The sequence below is a fragment of the Leclercia sp. Marseille-Q4284 genome (assembly GCF_916618945.1).
Lineage (GTDB): Bacteria > Pseudomonadota > Gammaproteobacteria > Enterobacterales > Enterobacteriaceae > Enterobacter > Enterobacter tamurae.
In genome coordinates this window covers 44,088-58,660 of record NZ_CAKAKG010000001.1, presented here as the reverse complement: position 1 = coordinate 58,660, position 14,573 = coordinate 44,088, and the positions used below count along the sequence as shown (strand labels likewise).

Here is a 14,573-nt window from a genome sequence, read left to right as displayed (position 1 = left end):
GACGCTAACAAACCGGAATCGCCATCGCTCCATGTGCTAAACAGTATCGTAGCCAATCGGCCAAAAACTGATTAATTTGATGCTTTTCGTCACGTTGATGCAACTTTTTATTTGGGTAATCATAACGCGCTTTGAAGCGGAAGATCTGCTGACTTGAACACACTTCAGCGACCATCGCGTCATGGTAGAGCCGCACCGTCATCGACGGCAGGCTCCAGTAGCTGATGGAGGGCGCGGTTTGCTCAATTTCCACCAGTGTAGTGTAACGGGTTGATTCAACAATAGTTAATCGATACTGCGCGTTGCTCACCTGATAGCTCACTGTTTCACCCACCGCATCGTTACGCGGCAGTAATCGGCGCAATTGGGCGAAATTGGTCTCGCACAGGCGCATCATTTCAGGGAAGTCAGGTGTATAACGCTTCATTTTTTCCACTCGTTTCGTAAGTCCTGATAATGCAGCTGGAGCCATTGCAAAGCGATGACAGAAGCCGCGTTGTCGATTTTCCCCTCTTCTACCCATTGATAAGCCTGCTCCCGACTTACCACATGAACACGAATATCTTCGTTTTCATCAACCAGACCGTGAATCCCTTGCGCGGTCGTGGCGTCCACTTCGCCAACCAGAACTGACAGGCGCTCGCTGGTGCCACCAGGGCTTGCCAGATAGCTGGTGATCGGTTTTGTACGACCGACATCAAGCCCGGCCTCTTCCATCGCCTCGCGGCGGGCGACATCGTCCGGCGTCTCGCCCTCTTCCACCATCCCGGCCACCATCTCCAGTAACCACGGGCTTTCGCTGGTATCCAGGGCGGCAATGCGAATCTGCTCTATCAGTACCACTTCGTCACGCACTGGGTCAAAGGGTAGCAAGACTGCAGCATGCCCGCGCTCAAAAATTTCGCGTCTGACTTCGCCACTCATTTCACCGTTAAACAGACGATGGCGAAAACGGTATAATTCCAGTGAAAAAAATCCGCTGTAGAGCGTTTCTCGTGCAATAATTTCTACATCGTTTTTTGTGAAAGTCACTGGCAACTTTTCTGGTTTATCCATGTTTGCATCCTGATATAAATGGTGGCGTCAAGGTGAAATTCAATTCAGCTAAACTGCGGTTTCTACTACAGTATGGTAAATTGATGCAAGTTACTGCCGCATGGCACGGAACGCCAACCTTTTGCAGTGGCGAAGTCTGCTAGAATCGGTAGATATTTTTTAATTAGATCAGCGCTAACTAAGCTTCACAACAAGGAAAGCAAATGAAGAAATTGCTCCCCATCCTCATCGGCCTGAGCCTGACGGGTTTCAGCGCGTTGAGTCAGGCAGAGGACCTGATGCAGGTTTATAAGCAGGCACGTCTGAGCAACCCGGAACTGCGTAGGTCCGCCGCCGATCGTGATGCTGCCTTTGAAAAGATTAATGAAGCACGCAGCCCATTATTACCGCAGCTGGGTTTAGGTGCAGATTATACCTATAACAACGGTTACCGTGATGCTAACGGTGTCGACTCTAACGTCACCAGCGGTTCACTCCAGTTAACCCAGACGCTGTTTGATATGTCTAAATGGCGTAACCTGAGCCTGCAGGAGAAATCTGCCGGTATTCAGGATGTCACCTATCAGACCGACCAGCAGACGCTGATCCTTAATACGGCAACCGCCTACTTCAAAGTGCTGAGCGCCATCGATACGCTCTCCTACGTTGAAGCACAGAAACAAGCTATCTATCGTCAGCTCGATCAGACCACCCAGCGTTTCAACGTGGGCCTGGTGGCGATCACTGACGTGCAGAACGCCCGTTCACAATACGACAACGTGCTGGCGAACGAAGTTACCGCGCGTAACGACCTGGATAATGCCGTCGAAGAGCTGCGTCAGGTAACCGGTAATTACTACCCGCAACTGGCCTCGCTGAACGTTGATCACTTCAAAGCCGAAAAGCCGCAGGCGGTGAATGCCCTGCTGAAAGAAGCTGAAAACCGTAACCTCAGCCTGTTGCAGGCGCGTCTGAGCCAGGATCTGGCCCGCGAGCAGATCCGCCTGGCACAGGATGGTCATCTGCCAACCCTGAGCCTGAGCGCCTCCAGCAGCATTTCTAACACCAGCTACAGCGGTTCCAGAACCAGCGGTGCCAACGCCGGCCAGTACAACGATAGCGATGTTGGCCAGAATAAAATCGGCCTGAACTTCTCCCTGCCAATCTATCAGGGCGGCCAGGTGAATTCGCAGGTCAAACAGGCGCAGTACAACTTTGTTGGTGCCAGCGAGCAGCTCGAAAGCGCGCACCGCAGCGTAGTACAGACCGTGCGTTCCTCCTTCAACAACGTGAACGCCTCTGTCAGCAGCATCAATGCCTACAAACAGGCCGTGGTCTCTGCCCAGAGCTCACTGGATGCCTCGGAAGCCGGTTACTCTGTCGGTACCCGTACCATCGTTGACGTGCTGGACGCGACCACCACGCTGTACAACGCCAAACAACAGCTCTCAAACGCCCGTTACAACTACCTGATTAACCAGCTGAACATTAAGCAAGCGTTGGGTACATTGAACGAGCAGGATCTGCTGGCGCTGAACGGTGCCCTGGGTAAACCGATCTCCACTACCCCGGAAGCCGTGGCCCCGGAAAACCCACAGCAGGATGCCTCTGCTGACGGTTACACTGCCGCCGCTGCACGCACTACCAGCAACTGATATTGATACCGGCCTGGGTTCACCAGGCCGGTTAAATCCTGCCTGCCCGACAAAAAAACGTAAGCCAACGTAAAGATCCCCCTGTTTGACGCCGATCGCTTCAATTTCCACCACTCATCCTCTATTCTGAGCGTTATTTTCTGTGTTTTACCACTGGGTCCTGGAAGACAATTATGAAACGGACAAAATCCATTAATCACGCTTCGTTCCGCAAAAGCTGGAACGCGCGTCATCTCACCCCTGTCGCCCTGGCGTTTACCGCTGTTTTTATGCTGGCAGGCTGTGAACAAACTGACGAAACGGTTTCGCTCTATCAGAATGCCGATGACTGTGCTGCAGCCACCGGTAAAAGCGCGGAGTGTACCGCCTCTTACAACAACGCCCTGAAGGAAGCGGAACGCACCGCGCCGAAATACGCCAGCCGTGAAGACTGCGTGGCAGAATTTGGCGAAGGTCAGTGCCAGCAGGCACCGGCTCAGGCGGGTACCGCCCCGGAAAACCAGGCCCAGGCACAGTCCAGCGGCAGCTTCTGGATGCCGCTGATGGCGGGTTATATGATGGGCCGTCTGATGGGTGGTGGCGCGGGTTATAAACAGCAGCCGCTGTTCAGCTCGAAAAACCCGGCCAGCCCGGCTTACGGCCAGTACACCGATGCCAGCGGCAAAGGTTACGGCGCTGCTCAACCAGGCCGCACCATGAACGTGCCTAAGACCGCCATGGCACCAAAACCAGCGACCACGAATACCGTTACCCGCGGCGGCTTCGGTGACTCTGTTGCTAAACAGAACACCATGCAGCGTAGCGCGACCGGCACCTCAACACGCTCTATGGGCGGCTGATAATGGAACGAGTCAGTATTGTTGAGCGCCCGGACTGGCGCGAAAAAGCCACCGAATACGGTTTCAACTTTCACACCATGTACGGCGAGCCATACTGGTGTGAAGATGCTTATTACAAGCTGACCCTCGACCAGGTTGAAAAGCTGGAAGCGGTGACGGCTGAACTGCATCAGATGTGCCTGAAGGTCGTGGAGAAGGTCATTGCCAGCGATGAGCTGCTGGCTAAATTCCGCATTCCGAAGCACACCTGGGGCTTTGTGCGTCAGTCATGGCAGACGCATCAGCCGTCGCTCTATTCGCGCCTCGATCTGGCGTGGGATGGCGTCGGTGAGCCGAAGATGCTCGAGAATAACGCCGATACGCCAACCTCGTTGTACGAAGCGGCTTTCTTCCAGTATATCTGGCTCGAAGATCAGGTCGCAGCGGGCAACCTGCCTGAAGGCAGCGATCAGTTCAACAGCCTGCAGGAAAAGCTGATTGAGCGTTTCGCTGAGCTGCGCGAGCAGCACGGCTTCAACCTGCTGCACTTCGCCTGCTGTCGTGACACGGTTGAAGATCGCGGCACGGTGCAGTATCTGCAGGATTGCGCAGCCGAGGCCGAGGTTGCCAGCGAGTTTCTCTATATAGAAGATATCGGGCTGGGCGAAAGAGGCCAGTTCACCGATACGCAGGATCAGGTTATCAGTAATCTGTTCAAGCTCTATCCGTGGGAATACATGCTGCGCGAAGTGTTCTCCACCAAACTGGAAGATGCTGGCGTGCGCTGGCTGGAACCGGCGTGGAAGAGCATTATCTCCAACAAGGCCCTGCTGCCACTGCTGTGGGAGATGTTCCCGGACCATCCGAATCTGCTGCCAGCGTACTTCGCGGAAGATGACTATCCGCAGATGGATAAGTACGTCAAAAAGCCGATTTTCTCCCGCGAGGGGGCCAACGTGTCGATTATCGAAAACGGTAGCACCGTGGAAGCGGTAGAAGGCCCGTATGGCGAAGAGGGGATGATCGTCCAGCAGTTCTATCAACTGCCGAAGTATGGCGACAGCTATATGCTGATCGGCAGCTGGTTGATCAACGATCAACCAGCCGGGATTGGTATTCGTGAAGATCGGGCGCTGATCACCCAGGATCTGTCACGGTTCTACCCGCATATCTTCGTGGAATAGCCGTATTGCCGGGATTGTGCGGCCTGATGCCCTCACCCCGACCCTCTCCCACAGGGAGAGGGTGCAAACACTAAAAACGGTAACAGGAGTTACCGTTTTGCCTTTATTTCCCCACCTGCACCGACAACATACTCAAACTGCCCATCTCGATGCCCTCTACCGGTGTGGTAATCGGCTCCTGACCATCCCACGCGCCCAGGATATAGAGCAGCGGCAGGAAGTGTTCCGCCGTCGGGTTCGAGAGCGAGCCGCCGTCGTGTGCCAGGTAATTGACCAACGGATGCTCCTCTGCTGGCCCCTGCCAGTTCAGGTTCATTTTCACGTAATCATTAAATGACGTCGCCCAGGGATAAGGCGTACTTTCCCCGTGCCAGCGAGCGGTGCGCAGGTTATGCACTACGTTACCACTGGCCACCAGCATAATGCCTTCGTCACGCAGAGACGCGAGCTTACGCCCCATCTCCAGGTGCCAGGCCGCAGGTTTGGTGCTGTCGATGCTGAGCTGCACCATCGGGATGTCGGCATCCGGATACATCTTGATCAGCACGCCCCAGGAGCCATGGTCAAAGCCCCACGCCTCTTTATCGAGAGTGACCGGGATCGGGGCCAGCAGATCCACCAGCTGCTGCGCCAGCGCCGGGGAGCCCGGTGCCGGATAGTGTGTGTCGTACAGCGCCTGCGGGAATCCACCGAAATCATGGATGGTTTTCGGGGTTTCCATCGCGGTGACGCCGGTGCCCCGGGTAAACCAGTGTGCGGAGACCACCACAATCGCCTTCGGACGCGGCAACGTCTCGCCCAGATGCCGCCAGGCGCGGGTGTAGACGTTATCTTCCAGCACATTCATTGGGCTGCCGTGACCCACAAACAGCGCTGGCATACGAGAAGAAGTCATGATGATATCCTTACACAAGGTGTCGATTTGATAGCTTTACCTTAACCGTTAACCCGATAAGATGAACTCAGATAACCATGATGAAGATCATCAGGAAATTTGAATGTAAGGGATCTGTAAAGGCGACTGTACCCTCTCGCATTGTGCGAGTTTAGCCTTTAATATTAATGAGAATCATTATCATAAGGAGAGGTGAATGTCAGTTCCGCTGATTCTGACTATTCTTGCTGGTGCTGCCACGTTTATCGGCGCCATGCTCGGCGTCCTGGGCCAGAAGCCCTCTAACCGCGTGCTGGCCTTTTCCCTCGGCTTTGCGGCCGGGATTATGCTGCTCATCTCCCTGATGGAGATGCTGCCCGCCGCCCTCGGCACGGAAGGCATGTCGCCGGTGCTCGGCTACGGGATGTTTGTCGTTGGCCTGCTGGGCTACTTTGCGCTGGACAGAATGCTGCCCCACGCGCACCCGCAGGACCTGATGCAAAAAGGGAGTCAGCCGCTGCCCGCTAACCTTCGGCGCACCGCCCTGCTCCTGACCCTGGGCATCAGCCTGCATAACTTTCCGGAAGGCGTTGCCACCTACGTGACCGCCAGCAACAATCTGGAGTTAGGTTTTGGTATTGCGCTGGCAGTGGCGCTGCACAATATCCCTGAGGGGCTGGCAGTGGCGGGCCCGGTCTATGCGGCTACCGGATCAAAGCGTAAAGCGGTGTTCTGGGCAGGCATTTCCGGCATGGCGGAGATCCTCGGCGGGGTGCTGGCGTGGTTGATCCTCGGCAGCCTGATTTCGCCGGTGGTGATGGCAGCCATTATGGCAGCGGTAGCAGGAATTATGGTGGCGCTGTCGGTGGATGAGCTGATGCCGCTCGCCAAAGAGATCGACCCGAATAACAATCCCAGCTATGGCGTATTGTGCGGGATGTCGGTGATGGGGCTCAGTCTGGTGTTACTCCAGACGGCCGGAATAGGCTAAAAAAAACGCCGGGTTATCCCGGCGTTTTTTATTGATGCGTTATCAGCTGGCTTTGCGCTCGTGCGCCTGGCGATACGCCACCAGATCTTCGATAGTGACTACCGCCATGTTGTGCTTACCGGCAAACTCGATGCACTCCGGCGCGCGCGCCATAGAGCCATCATCATTGGTCAGTTCACAGAGCACACCGGCAGGCTTGAAGCCAGCCAGCGTCACCAGATCGATGGTCGCTTCGGTGTGGCCGCCGCGGGTCAGGACGCCGCCAGGCTGCGCGCGCAGCGGGAACACGTGGCCCGGACGGTTCAGATCAGAAGGTTTTGCGCCATCGGCAATGGCTGCACGCACGGTGGTCACGCGGTCAGCAGCAGACACGCCGGTGGTCACACCGCTGGCCGCTTCGATGGTCACGGTAAAACCGGTCCCGTAAGCGCTGGTGTTGTTCTCTACCATCATCGGCAGATCCAGCTGTTTACGGCGATCTTCGGTAATACACAGGCAAACAATACCGCTGCCGTGACGGATGGTCAGCGCCATCTGCTCAACGGTCATGGTTTCGGCGGCGAAAATCATATCGCCTTCGTTTTCACGATCTTCATCGTCAAGCACCATCACGCCGCGACCTTCGCGAAGCGCAGCAAGCGCCTGTTCTACACGGTCAGCAGAGGTGCCAAAAGAGGAAAGGAGCGTCTGATTCATGGTAAAAAAACCTCATTAAAATTATGGTTACCAGAATCAGGGCAGTCTTAGGAGCGCCGTCGTGCGGCAAAAAAATAACGTGAGCGGGCCTCGCCCGACTGGTTCGTTACTCTCTCCCATCCGGACTTTAACCGTCGGCCCCGGAATTACACCGGATCTGCTGACCTTTGAGTTTGCACCCAAAGCGCTCGCGGGCTTTCAGCGTAGAGCTGATTTACCGCCGGTGGGGAATTTCGCCCCGCCCTGAGAATAAGCGGGATAACTATAACGCTAATGATTATGTTCGGCAACGCATAAGCTTCACACAAATCTGGTTTAAGGATCGCAGTTACGCGCTACAATGGTCGTTAACACCTTTTCTTCAAGGGAACTACCATGATCGACCCAAAAAAAATTGAACAACTTGCCCGCCAGGTCCATGAATCTATGCCGAAAGGCGTGCGTGAATTCGGTGATGACGTTGAGAAGAAGATCCGCCAGGTGCTGCAGTCGCAGCTGATGCGTCTGGATCTGGTCAGCCGTGAAGAATTTGACGTACAGACGCAGGTGCTGCTGCGTACCCGCGAGAAAATCGCCCTGCTGGAGCAGCGTCTGACCGAGCTGGAAAACCGCAACGTCGTTGAAGAAGTGCGTCCGGCACCGGCGATCCCACCGGTTAACGACGTAGAATAACGCTGTAACGCCCGGTGGCGCTTCGCTTACCGGGCCTACGAGGCAAAAGCAAAACGGCAACCCAGGTTGCCGTTTTTAATGTTTGCGCCCTCTCCCTGTGGGAGAGGGTTGGGGTGAGGGCATCAGCCCGCACGAATTACTGACTGTCTTTCTGGATCTTCTTGATGATGTTGGTGGTTGAACACCCGTCCTCAAAGTTGAGCACCATCACTTCCCCGCCGTTGGCCCACACCTCTTCGCTACCCGCGATCTGTTCAGGCTTGTAGTCACCGCCTTTGACCAGCAGATCCGGCAGGATCCCGGCAATCAGGCGCTGCGGCGTGTCTTCCTCGAACGAGACCACCCAGTCCACCGCTTCCAGCGCGCCGAGTACGATCATGCGCTGCTCAAGCGGGTTCACCGGCCGGGTCTCGCCTTTCAGGCGTTTGGTGGAGGCATCGCTGTTAACCGCCACAATCAGACGGTCGCCCAGCTTGCGCGCATTCGCCAGATAGGAGACATGACCCGCGTGCAGAATGTCGAACACGCCGTTGGTCATCACCACTTTCTCGCCACGCTTGCGGGCGGCAGCAACCGCCACTTTCAGCTCATCTTCGCTCATCACGCCAAAACCGGTATCGGCACGACCGCGCACCGCGTTTTCCAGTTCGATTGGCGAAACGGTAGAGGTACCCAGTTTACCCACCACCACGCCCGCGGCGGCATTAGCAAAGTAGCAGGCCTCTTCCAGCGTATTACCTGCGGCAAGCGTTGCCGCCAGCACGCCAATAACCGTATCACCGGCACCGGTGACGTCATACACTTCCTGCGCCTGGGTTGGCATATGCAGCGGCGCTTTGCCCGGCTGCAGCAGGGTCATCCCCTGCTCGGAGCGGGTCACCAGCAGCGCGGAGAAGTCGAAGTCGGCGATGATCTTCATGCCGCGCTCAACGATCTCCTCTTCGGTTTTGCATTTACCCGCTACCGCTTCGAACTCAGACAGGTTCGGCGTAAGCAGCGTCGCCCCGCGATAGCGTTCGAAATCGGTGCCTTTCGGGTCGATCAGCACCGGCACACCGGCATCGCGCGCCAGCGTAATCATCTGCTGCACGCTGGCCAGCGCCCCTTTGGCGTAGTCAGAGAGCACCAGCGCGCCGATATTGCCCAGCGCCTGGTTGATGCGCTCGTGCAGCGGCTCTGGATCCACGCCTTCAAAGCCCTCTTCGAAGTCGAGGCGGATCAGCTGCTGGTTGCGCGACAGCACACGCAGCTTGGTGATGGTCGGGTGCGTCGGAACAGAAACGAAGTCACATTTGACGTTCACGTCCGCCAGGGTCTTGCTCAGCGCACGCGCCGCGTCGTCGATACCGGTCAGCCCCACCAGACGCGAGTGCGCGCCGAGGGAAGCAATGTTCATCGCCACGTTTGCCGCGCCGCCAGGACGCTCTTCAATGGTATCCACCTTCACCACCGGGACCGGGGCTTCCGGGGAAATGCGGCTGGTTGGCCCATACCAGTAGCGATCCAGCATCACATCGCCAACCACCATAACTCCAGCACGTTCAAACTCTGGCAGTGTTACTTTCATTCCTGACTCCAGAAAGATTCACAATTTGCGCGCGATAATATCACACTTGTTTTGTTACGCACGGTTCCACCAGCCACTTCTGCCAGCAGGCCCGCACCAGCTCTCGCTCGGGGTTAAAACAGTCGAGCGGCAGATGGCCTGGCTGCTCCTGCAGGGCGAGATGGTGCAACTCATCGCGCAGCGTGGTGTAGGCGCGAGTCAGTGCCAGCGCCTCGTGCTCGTCCATAATGTCGTTTTGCGCCAGCAGCTCCAGAATGCGCACGTTATCCGACCAGCGGGTGAGCTTCGGCTTGCTGTGCGCGTCCCGCAGCACCAGATACTGGGTAATAAATTCAATGTCGGTGATACCGCCTTCATCGGCTTTGATATCAAAGCGATCCTTGTGCTTATTACCCAGATGAGCGCGCATCTTCTCGCGCATCTCGCGCACTTCAGTTTGCAGCGTCGGGCCCTCGCGCGTGGCGGTGAGCACGTCGCGACGAATAGTATCGAACTGCGCGTTCAGCTGCGGATCGCCATACACCACCCGGGCACGCACCAGGGCCTGATGCTCCCAGGTCCAGGCTTCGTTCTTCTGATAGTCGGCGAAGGCGTCGGTAGAGGTGACCAGCATCCCCGCCGCCCCGGACGGGCGCAGGCGGGCATCCACTTCATACAGAATGCCGGACGAGGTCCGGGTGCTGAACAAGTGCATGATGCGCTGGGCGAGGCGCAGGTAGAACTGACGACCGTCGATCACCCGCTCGCCGTCGGTCATCACATCTACCGGGCAGTCGTGAAGGAAAATCAGATCCAGATCGGAGCTGTAGCCCAGCTCCCAGCCGCCCAGCTTGCCGTAGCCCACCACCGCAAAGCCGCGCCCTTCGCGATCGGCCAGGTGCTTCGGCTGGCCGTAACGGGCCACCATCTGCACCCACGCCTGATGGACCACCGCATCAATAATCGCTTCCGCCAGCCAGGTTAAGTGATCGCTCACTTTCATCACCGGCAGGGTTCCGGAGATATCTGCCGCCGCCACGCGCAGCAGCTGCGCCTGCTTAAACTGACGCAGCGCTTCCAGCTGTTGCTCTTCGTCCTCTTCCGGTACGCGCAGCAGGTACTGGCGCAGCTCGTCGCGATAGGCATCGGTCGCCGTCGGCTGGTAAAGGGTGTTGGGATCGAGCAGCTCGTCCAGCAGCAGCGGATAGCGCGCCAGCTTGCTGGCAATCATCGGCGAGGCGGCGCAGAGGGAGATCAGGTGCTTCAGCGCCCCGGGGAACTCGCTGAGCAACTCCAGATAGGTGGTACGGGTGATGATCCCGCTCAGCAGCGGGGTCAGGCGCGACAGGGGAACCGGCGCATCGGCGCGGGAGCAGACGTCGCTGAGCAGGTGCGGCATCAGGTGATCCAGCACCTGGCGGCCGCGCGGGCCGATGGCACGCTTGTTCAGTTCAAGGCGGAAATCGGCAATCAGCGCCACAACCCGATGGCGATCGTCATCGCTGAGGTGAGTCAGCACCGGTGTGGTGTCGTCCTCCTGCAGCGCATCCTGCCACAGCTCGCGCCAGTGCTCGGACAGCTCATCATCCTGGGATTCGCTCTCATCGTCGCCGATCAGATCGTTAAAAATGCGCCGCACCGCCGCCATGTGCGCATCCAGCGCGTCGGTCAGCGCCTGCCAGTCGTCAACGCGCATCCCCCAGGCGAGACGGGCGCGATTGAGCTCATCCCCCGGCAGGGTCTGAGTTTGTTCGTCATTGATGCTCTGGAGCAGGTTTTCCAGTCGCCGTAAAAAGAGGTAGGCCTCGCGCAGGATCCGGTCATCGCCTTCCGGCAACAGGTTCAACTGAGCGATGGCGGCCAGGGTGGGCAGCAGGGAGCGGGACTGCAGCGAGGGCTCGCGTCCGCCGCGGATCAGCTGGAACACCTGGACGATAAACTCAATCTCGCGAATGCCGCCCGCCCCCAGCTTGATGTTGTCTTTCAGGCCGCGACGACGCACTTCCCGGGCAATCATCCCTTTCATGTTACGCAGCGACTGAATAACGCTGAAATCAATGTAGCGACGGAACACGAACGGGCGCAGCATGGCGCGCAGCTCGTTGGCATACGCATCGCCGGTATCGCCCATGATCCGCGCCTTCACCATCGCGTAGCGTTCCCAGTCGCGGCCCTGCTCCTGGTAGTAATCTTCCAGTGCAGCATAACTCAGCACCAGCGGGCCGCTGTCGCCAAACGGGCGCAGGCGCATGTCCACGCGATAGACAAAGCCATCCTGAGTAGGTTGATCGAGGGCCTTAATCAGCCGCTGCCCCAGGCGGGTAAAGAACTGGGCGTTATCCAGCTCGCGACGTCCGCCGCGGGTGGCGCCCTTCTCCGGCCAGGCGAAGATCAGGTCGATATCCGAGGAAAAGTTAAGTTCGCCCCCGCCCAGTTTGCCCATGCCCAGAATCATCAGCGGCTGCGGGGTACCCTCCTCGCTGCACGGCGTGCCCCACTCGCGGCAGCAGGCGTCGTACAGCCAGTCCCGGGCGGCGACGATCAGCGTCTCCGCAAGGTGACTTAACTGCTGCAACGTGCTCTCTTCACTCACCAGCATCAGCGCCTGCGCCCAGGCGATGCGCACCATCACCCGACGGCGGAACTGGCGCAGCACGCGCATCAGCGCGGGTTCATCGCTGATATCCACCAGCGCGTCCTGCAACCACTGCGCGTAGTGCTGCCACTCGTCCGCTTGGGGTGGCGAGGCTTCAAGCTCTGCCAGCCAGTCAGGATGGGCGGTGACGCTCTCCTGCACAAAATCGCTGAAGGTCAGTACCTGCCGGGTCTGCTCGCTTAACGACGAGGCGGGTAATGCTTCCGGCAGACGTTCACATACCGTCTGCCACTGCTGCTGTAAGGGTGAAGAAAGCGGCATCATGGGGGTTCCTTGCCTGCGTTAACGTTTTCCGCTGTGCAGCCAGAATGGCTCCTGCGAAATGGCTTCGTTGCGGAAATGCTCAATTTCAATGTGCTGGCGGGTCTTGATGGCATACAGCAGCCCTTGCCAGTTCTCCAGCCATGCGCGGGCAACCGGCCCGTCATAGGCCCCTGCCAGCAGCAGGATGCTGTCGATATTGCGCGCCAGACGGATCAGCTGATCGCCATACTGATCGCCCAGCGGATGTCCGAAAATGGTTTTCAGTTCAGCGGCGTGGCGGGACAGGTGGGTATCGGCAAAACGCTTAAAGGAGTCGTCGATTTTGGCCTGCGCCTTCGCATCGAGGAAGGTGCGCCAGCCGCGATTGATCAGGAACTCGGTCAGGGTCAGTTTCGCCGTCGCGGTTTGCGGGCTGTAGATCGCCGTCTCAGCAGAGACCTCAGAGGCCATCAGGGCTTCAACCTGGGTCAGCAGATCACGTAAGTGAGCACTAGCTTTACGCGGCACAATGCCGCCGAACAGCGTCAGGCTGTGACGCACCAGCGCCATCGCCGCCAGTACCTCGGCTTTCGCCCCCTTCACGCCGCGGACCCACAGCTCCTCGTGGTATTGCCACTGGCTCAACGCCAGCTCCAGCGAGGCTTCAAAGCCCTGCTCAACCGAGGATTTTGGCGCAACGCGCAGAATCTCGGTCGGCTTCAGAACACGCGGAGCATTGCCCTGGGCCAGATGATAGCCGCGAGCGGCCTTGCTCAGGCTGCCCTGGCGCAGACCGCTCAGCGTCACCAGCTTGCGGGCCAGCTTCAGCACGTCATCGGCGTGGCCTTCCAGCAGCTCCAGCTCGAGTTCGCAGATCGGCTCCTGGAACTCACCGGCTTTCACTTCTCCCAGGTCGAGGGCGATTTCAATTCGGCTTTTACCTTCGTTCACCAGCCACTTCTCGCGCCAGAAATCGGTGCTGAACAGCGGGTTAACGCGCTCCGCCAAATCGTCAGGGAGTTGGCCTTCCGGCCACACTTCCGCCGGGAAACGCGCCAGCTCCAGCTCGGGCTGGCTGATATCGATGTTGTATTCCGGGCGCTGATGCAGGCCGCCGACCACGCGACCGCCGATCTTCATGGTCATCTCGTAGCGTCCGTCCACGCCGCGGATACGCAGACCCCGGTCATGACGGCGCAGCCACAGGTCCTGGGTTTCGTAATAGATGTTGAGCAGTTGCACCGGAGCGTGATGCTCGCCGGTCAGCTGATGCAGATGAGTTCGCAGCGCATCGACGCTGCCGTTTTCAACGATAAACTTTAATTCGATTTCCTGAGCCATGGCCTTGTTCTTTTGATTGCAATATCGTGGGGTAAATTACGGCGAACTTACTCGCCACTTTTTTGTCAGTAGATAGTATTTTGCGCCAGATTGCCACGCAATGGGCAATTTGACGGGCGTAAAGTTTGCTACAGTGGCCAACAGAGCACAGAGGATTCCGAATGCTGACGAATCCTTTGAGCCTGAAGTCTGTTTCCACTAATATCGTTCCACTTTTCATGAAAATAACGACTGCCTGATGCCTAAATTACGCCTGATCGGACTGACATTACTTGCTTTAAGCGCCGCGACCGTGGTCCACGCAGAAGAGAAGCGCTACGTTTCTGACGAACTGAACACCTGGGTACGCAGTGGTCCGGGTGACAATTATCGCCTCGTGGGTACGATTAATGCCGGCGAGGAAGTGGTGCTGTTGCAGAGCAACGCGGAATCCAACTACGGCCAGGTGCGCGACAGCAGCGGCCGTACCGCCTGGATCCCCCTGAAAGAGCTTAGCACCGACCCGAGCCTGCGCACCCGCGTGCCGGATCTGGAAAACCAGGTCAAAACCCTGACCGACAAGCTGACCAATATCGACGCCACCTGGAACCAGCGCACCGCTGAAATGCAGCAGAAAGTGGCTCAGAGCGACGGGGTGATCAACGGTCTCAAAGATGAGAACCAGAAGCTGAAGAACGAGCTGATCGTCGCCCAGAAAAAGGTGAGCGCGGCTAACCTGCAGCTGGATGACAAACAGCGCACCATCATCATGCAGTGGTTTATGTATGGCGGCGGCGTGCTGGGTATGGGTCTGCTGCTGGGTCTGGTGCTGCCACATCTGGTGCCGAGCCGTAAACGTAAAGACCGTTGGATGAACTAAGTC

Annotated in this window: 13 protein-coding genes and 1 riboswitch; of the genes, 6 read left to right on the top strand and 7 right to left on the bottom strand. The window is 57.7% G+C overall.

The window, feature by feature from the left end:
* Window positions 1-4 precede the first annotated feature (4 nt).
* Complete coding sequence (locus LG383_RS00290; protein WP_032614182.1) at window positions 5-427, bottom strand: DUF1249 family protein; 423 nt, start codon at window positions 425-427, stop codon at window positions 5-7.
* Complete coding sequence (gene nudF / locus LG383_RS00285) at window positions 424-1,056, bottom strand: ADP-ribose diphosphatase (protein ID WP_106995839.1); 633 nt, start codon at window positions 1,054-1,056, stop codon at window positions 424-426. The genes LG383_RS00290 and nudF overlap by 4 nt, the downstream gene beginning before the upstream one ends.
* A 203-nt stretch (window positions 1,057-1,259) precedes the next feature.
* On the opposite strand from nudF, the gene tolC reads away from it, so the two are divergent.
* The 3 genes from tolC to LG383_RS00270 all read left to right on the top strand — a co-directional run bounded on the left by tolC (window position 1,260) and on the right by LG383_RS00270 (window position 4,692).
* On the top strand, window positions 1,260-2,690 hold the full coding sequence (tolC, locus tag LG383_RS00280; RefSeq protein WP_225758064.1) for an outer membrane channel protein TolC: 1,431 nt from the start codon (window positions 1,260-1,262) through the stop codon (window positions 2,688-2,690).
* Between the two features lie 173 nt (window positions 2,691-2,863).
* Complete coding sequence (locus tag LG383_RS00275) at window positions 2,864-3,529, top strand: DUF1190 family protein (RefSeq protein ID WP_106995841.1); 666 nt, start codon at window positions 2,864-2,866, stop codon at window positions 3,527-3,529.
* 2 nt (window positions 3,530-3,531) lie between these two features.
* Window positions 3,532-4,692 carry a glutathionylspermidine synthase family protein gene (locus LG383_RS00270; RefSeq protein ID WP_225758063.1) on the top strand — a complete coding sequence of 387 codons (1,161 nt, stop codon included), beginning with the start codon at window positions 3,532-3,534 and terminating at the stop codon, window positions 4,690-4,692.
* A gap of 103 nt (window positions 4,693-4,795) precedes the next feature.
* On the opposite strand, the gene ygiD is transcribed toward LG383_RS00270, so the two are convergent.
* On the bottom strand, window positions 4,796-5,587 hold the full coding sequence (gene ygiD / locus LG383_RS00265; RefSeq protein WP_106995843.1) for a 4,5-DOPA dioxygenase extradiol: 792 nt from the start codon (window positions 5,585-5,587) through the stop codon (window positions 4,796-4,798).
* Window positions 5,588-5,783: 196 nt separating this feature from the next.
* Between ygiD and zupT the strand changes: the two genes are divergently transcribed.
* Window positions 5,784-6,557 (top strand): zinc transporter ZupT, encoded by a 774-nt coding sequence (gene zupT / locus LG383_RS00260; RefSeq protein ID WP_106995844.1) that lies wholly within the window; start codon window positions 5,784-5,786, stop codon window positions 6,555-6,557.
* Window positions 6,558-6,599: 42 nt separating this feature from the next.
* On the opposite strand, the gene ribB is transcribed toward zupT, so the two are convergent.
* Window positions 6,600-7,253 carry a 3,4-dihydroxy-2-butanone-4-phosphate synthase gene (ribB, locus tag LG383_RS00255; RefSeq protein ID WP_106995845.1) on the bottom strand — a complete coding sequence of 218 codons (654 nt, stop codon included), beginning with the start codon at window positions 7,251-7,253 and terminating at the stop codon, window positions 6,600-6,602.
* A 104-nt stretch (window positions 7,254-7,357) separates the two neighbouring features.
* A riboswitch (FMN riboswitch) is annotated at window positions 7,358-7,508 on the bottom strand.
* Between the two features lie 120 nt (window positions 7,509-7,628).
* On the opposite strand from ribB, the gene LG383_RS00250 reads away from it, so the two are divergent.
* A complete protein-coding gene (locus LG383_RS00250; RefSeq protein WP_225758062.1) occupies window positions 7,629-7,925 on the top strand; it encodes an accessory factor UbiK family protein in 297 nt (98 codons plus the stop codon).
* A gap of 136 nt (window positions 7,926-8,061) precedes the next feature.
* Here LG383_RS00250 and hldE read toward each other — a convergent pair whose 3' ends face one another.
* From hldE to LG383_RS00235, 3 genes are read right to left on the bottom strand one after another with little or no spacing between them, the layout of a single operon-like run.
* Window positions 8,062-9,492: a bifunctional D-glycero-beta-D-manno-heptose-7-phosphate kinase/D-glycero-beta-D-manno-heptose 1-phosphate adenylyltransferase HldE gene (gene hldE, locus LG383_RS00245; RefSeq protein WP_225758061.1), complete on the bottom strand. Its 1,431-nt coding sequence runs from the start codon at window positions 9,490-9,492 to the stop codon at window positions 8,062-8,064.
* Between the two features lie 40 nt (window positions 9,493-9,532).
* Window positions 9,533-12,391 (bottom strand): bifunctional [glutamate--ammonia ligase]-adenylyl-L-tyrosine phosphorylase/[glutamate--ammonia-ligase] adenylyltransferase, encoded by a 2,859-nt coding sequence (glnE, locus tag LG383_RS00240; RefSeq protein WP_225758060.1) that lies wholly within the window; start codon window positions 12,389-12,391, stop codon window positions 9,533-9,535.
* Between the two features lie 18 nt (window positions 12,392-12,409).
* On the bottom strand, window positions 12,410-13,711 hold the full coding sequence (locus LG383_RS00235) for an inorganic triphosphatase (RefSeq protein ID WP_225758059.1): 1,302 nt from the start codon (window positions 13,709-13,711) through the stop codon (window positions 12,410-12,412).
* Window positions 13,712-13,949: 238 nt separating this feature from the next.
* On the opposite strand from LG383_RS00235, the gene LG383_RS00230 reads away from it, so the two are divergent.
* Window positions 13,950-14,570, top strand: coding sequence for a TIGR04211 family SH3 domain-containing protein (locus tag LG383_RS00230; protein WP_106995850.1), 621 nt, complete (start codon window positions 13,950-13,952; stop codon window positions 14,568-14,570).
* Window positions 14,571-14,573: the final 3 nt, after the last annotated feature.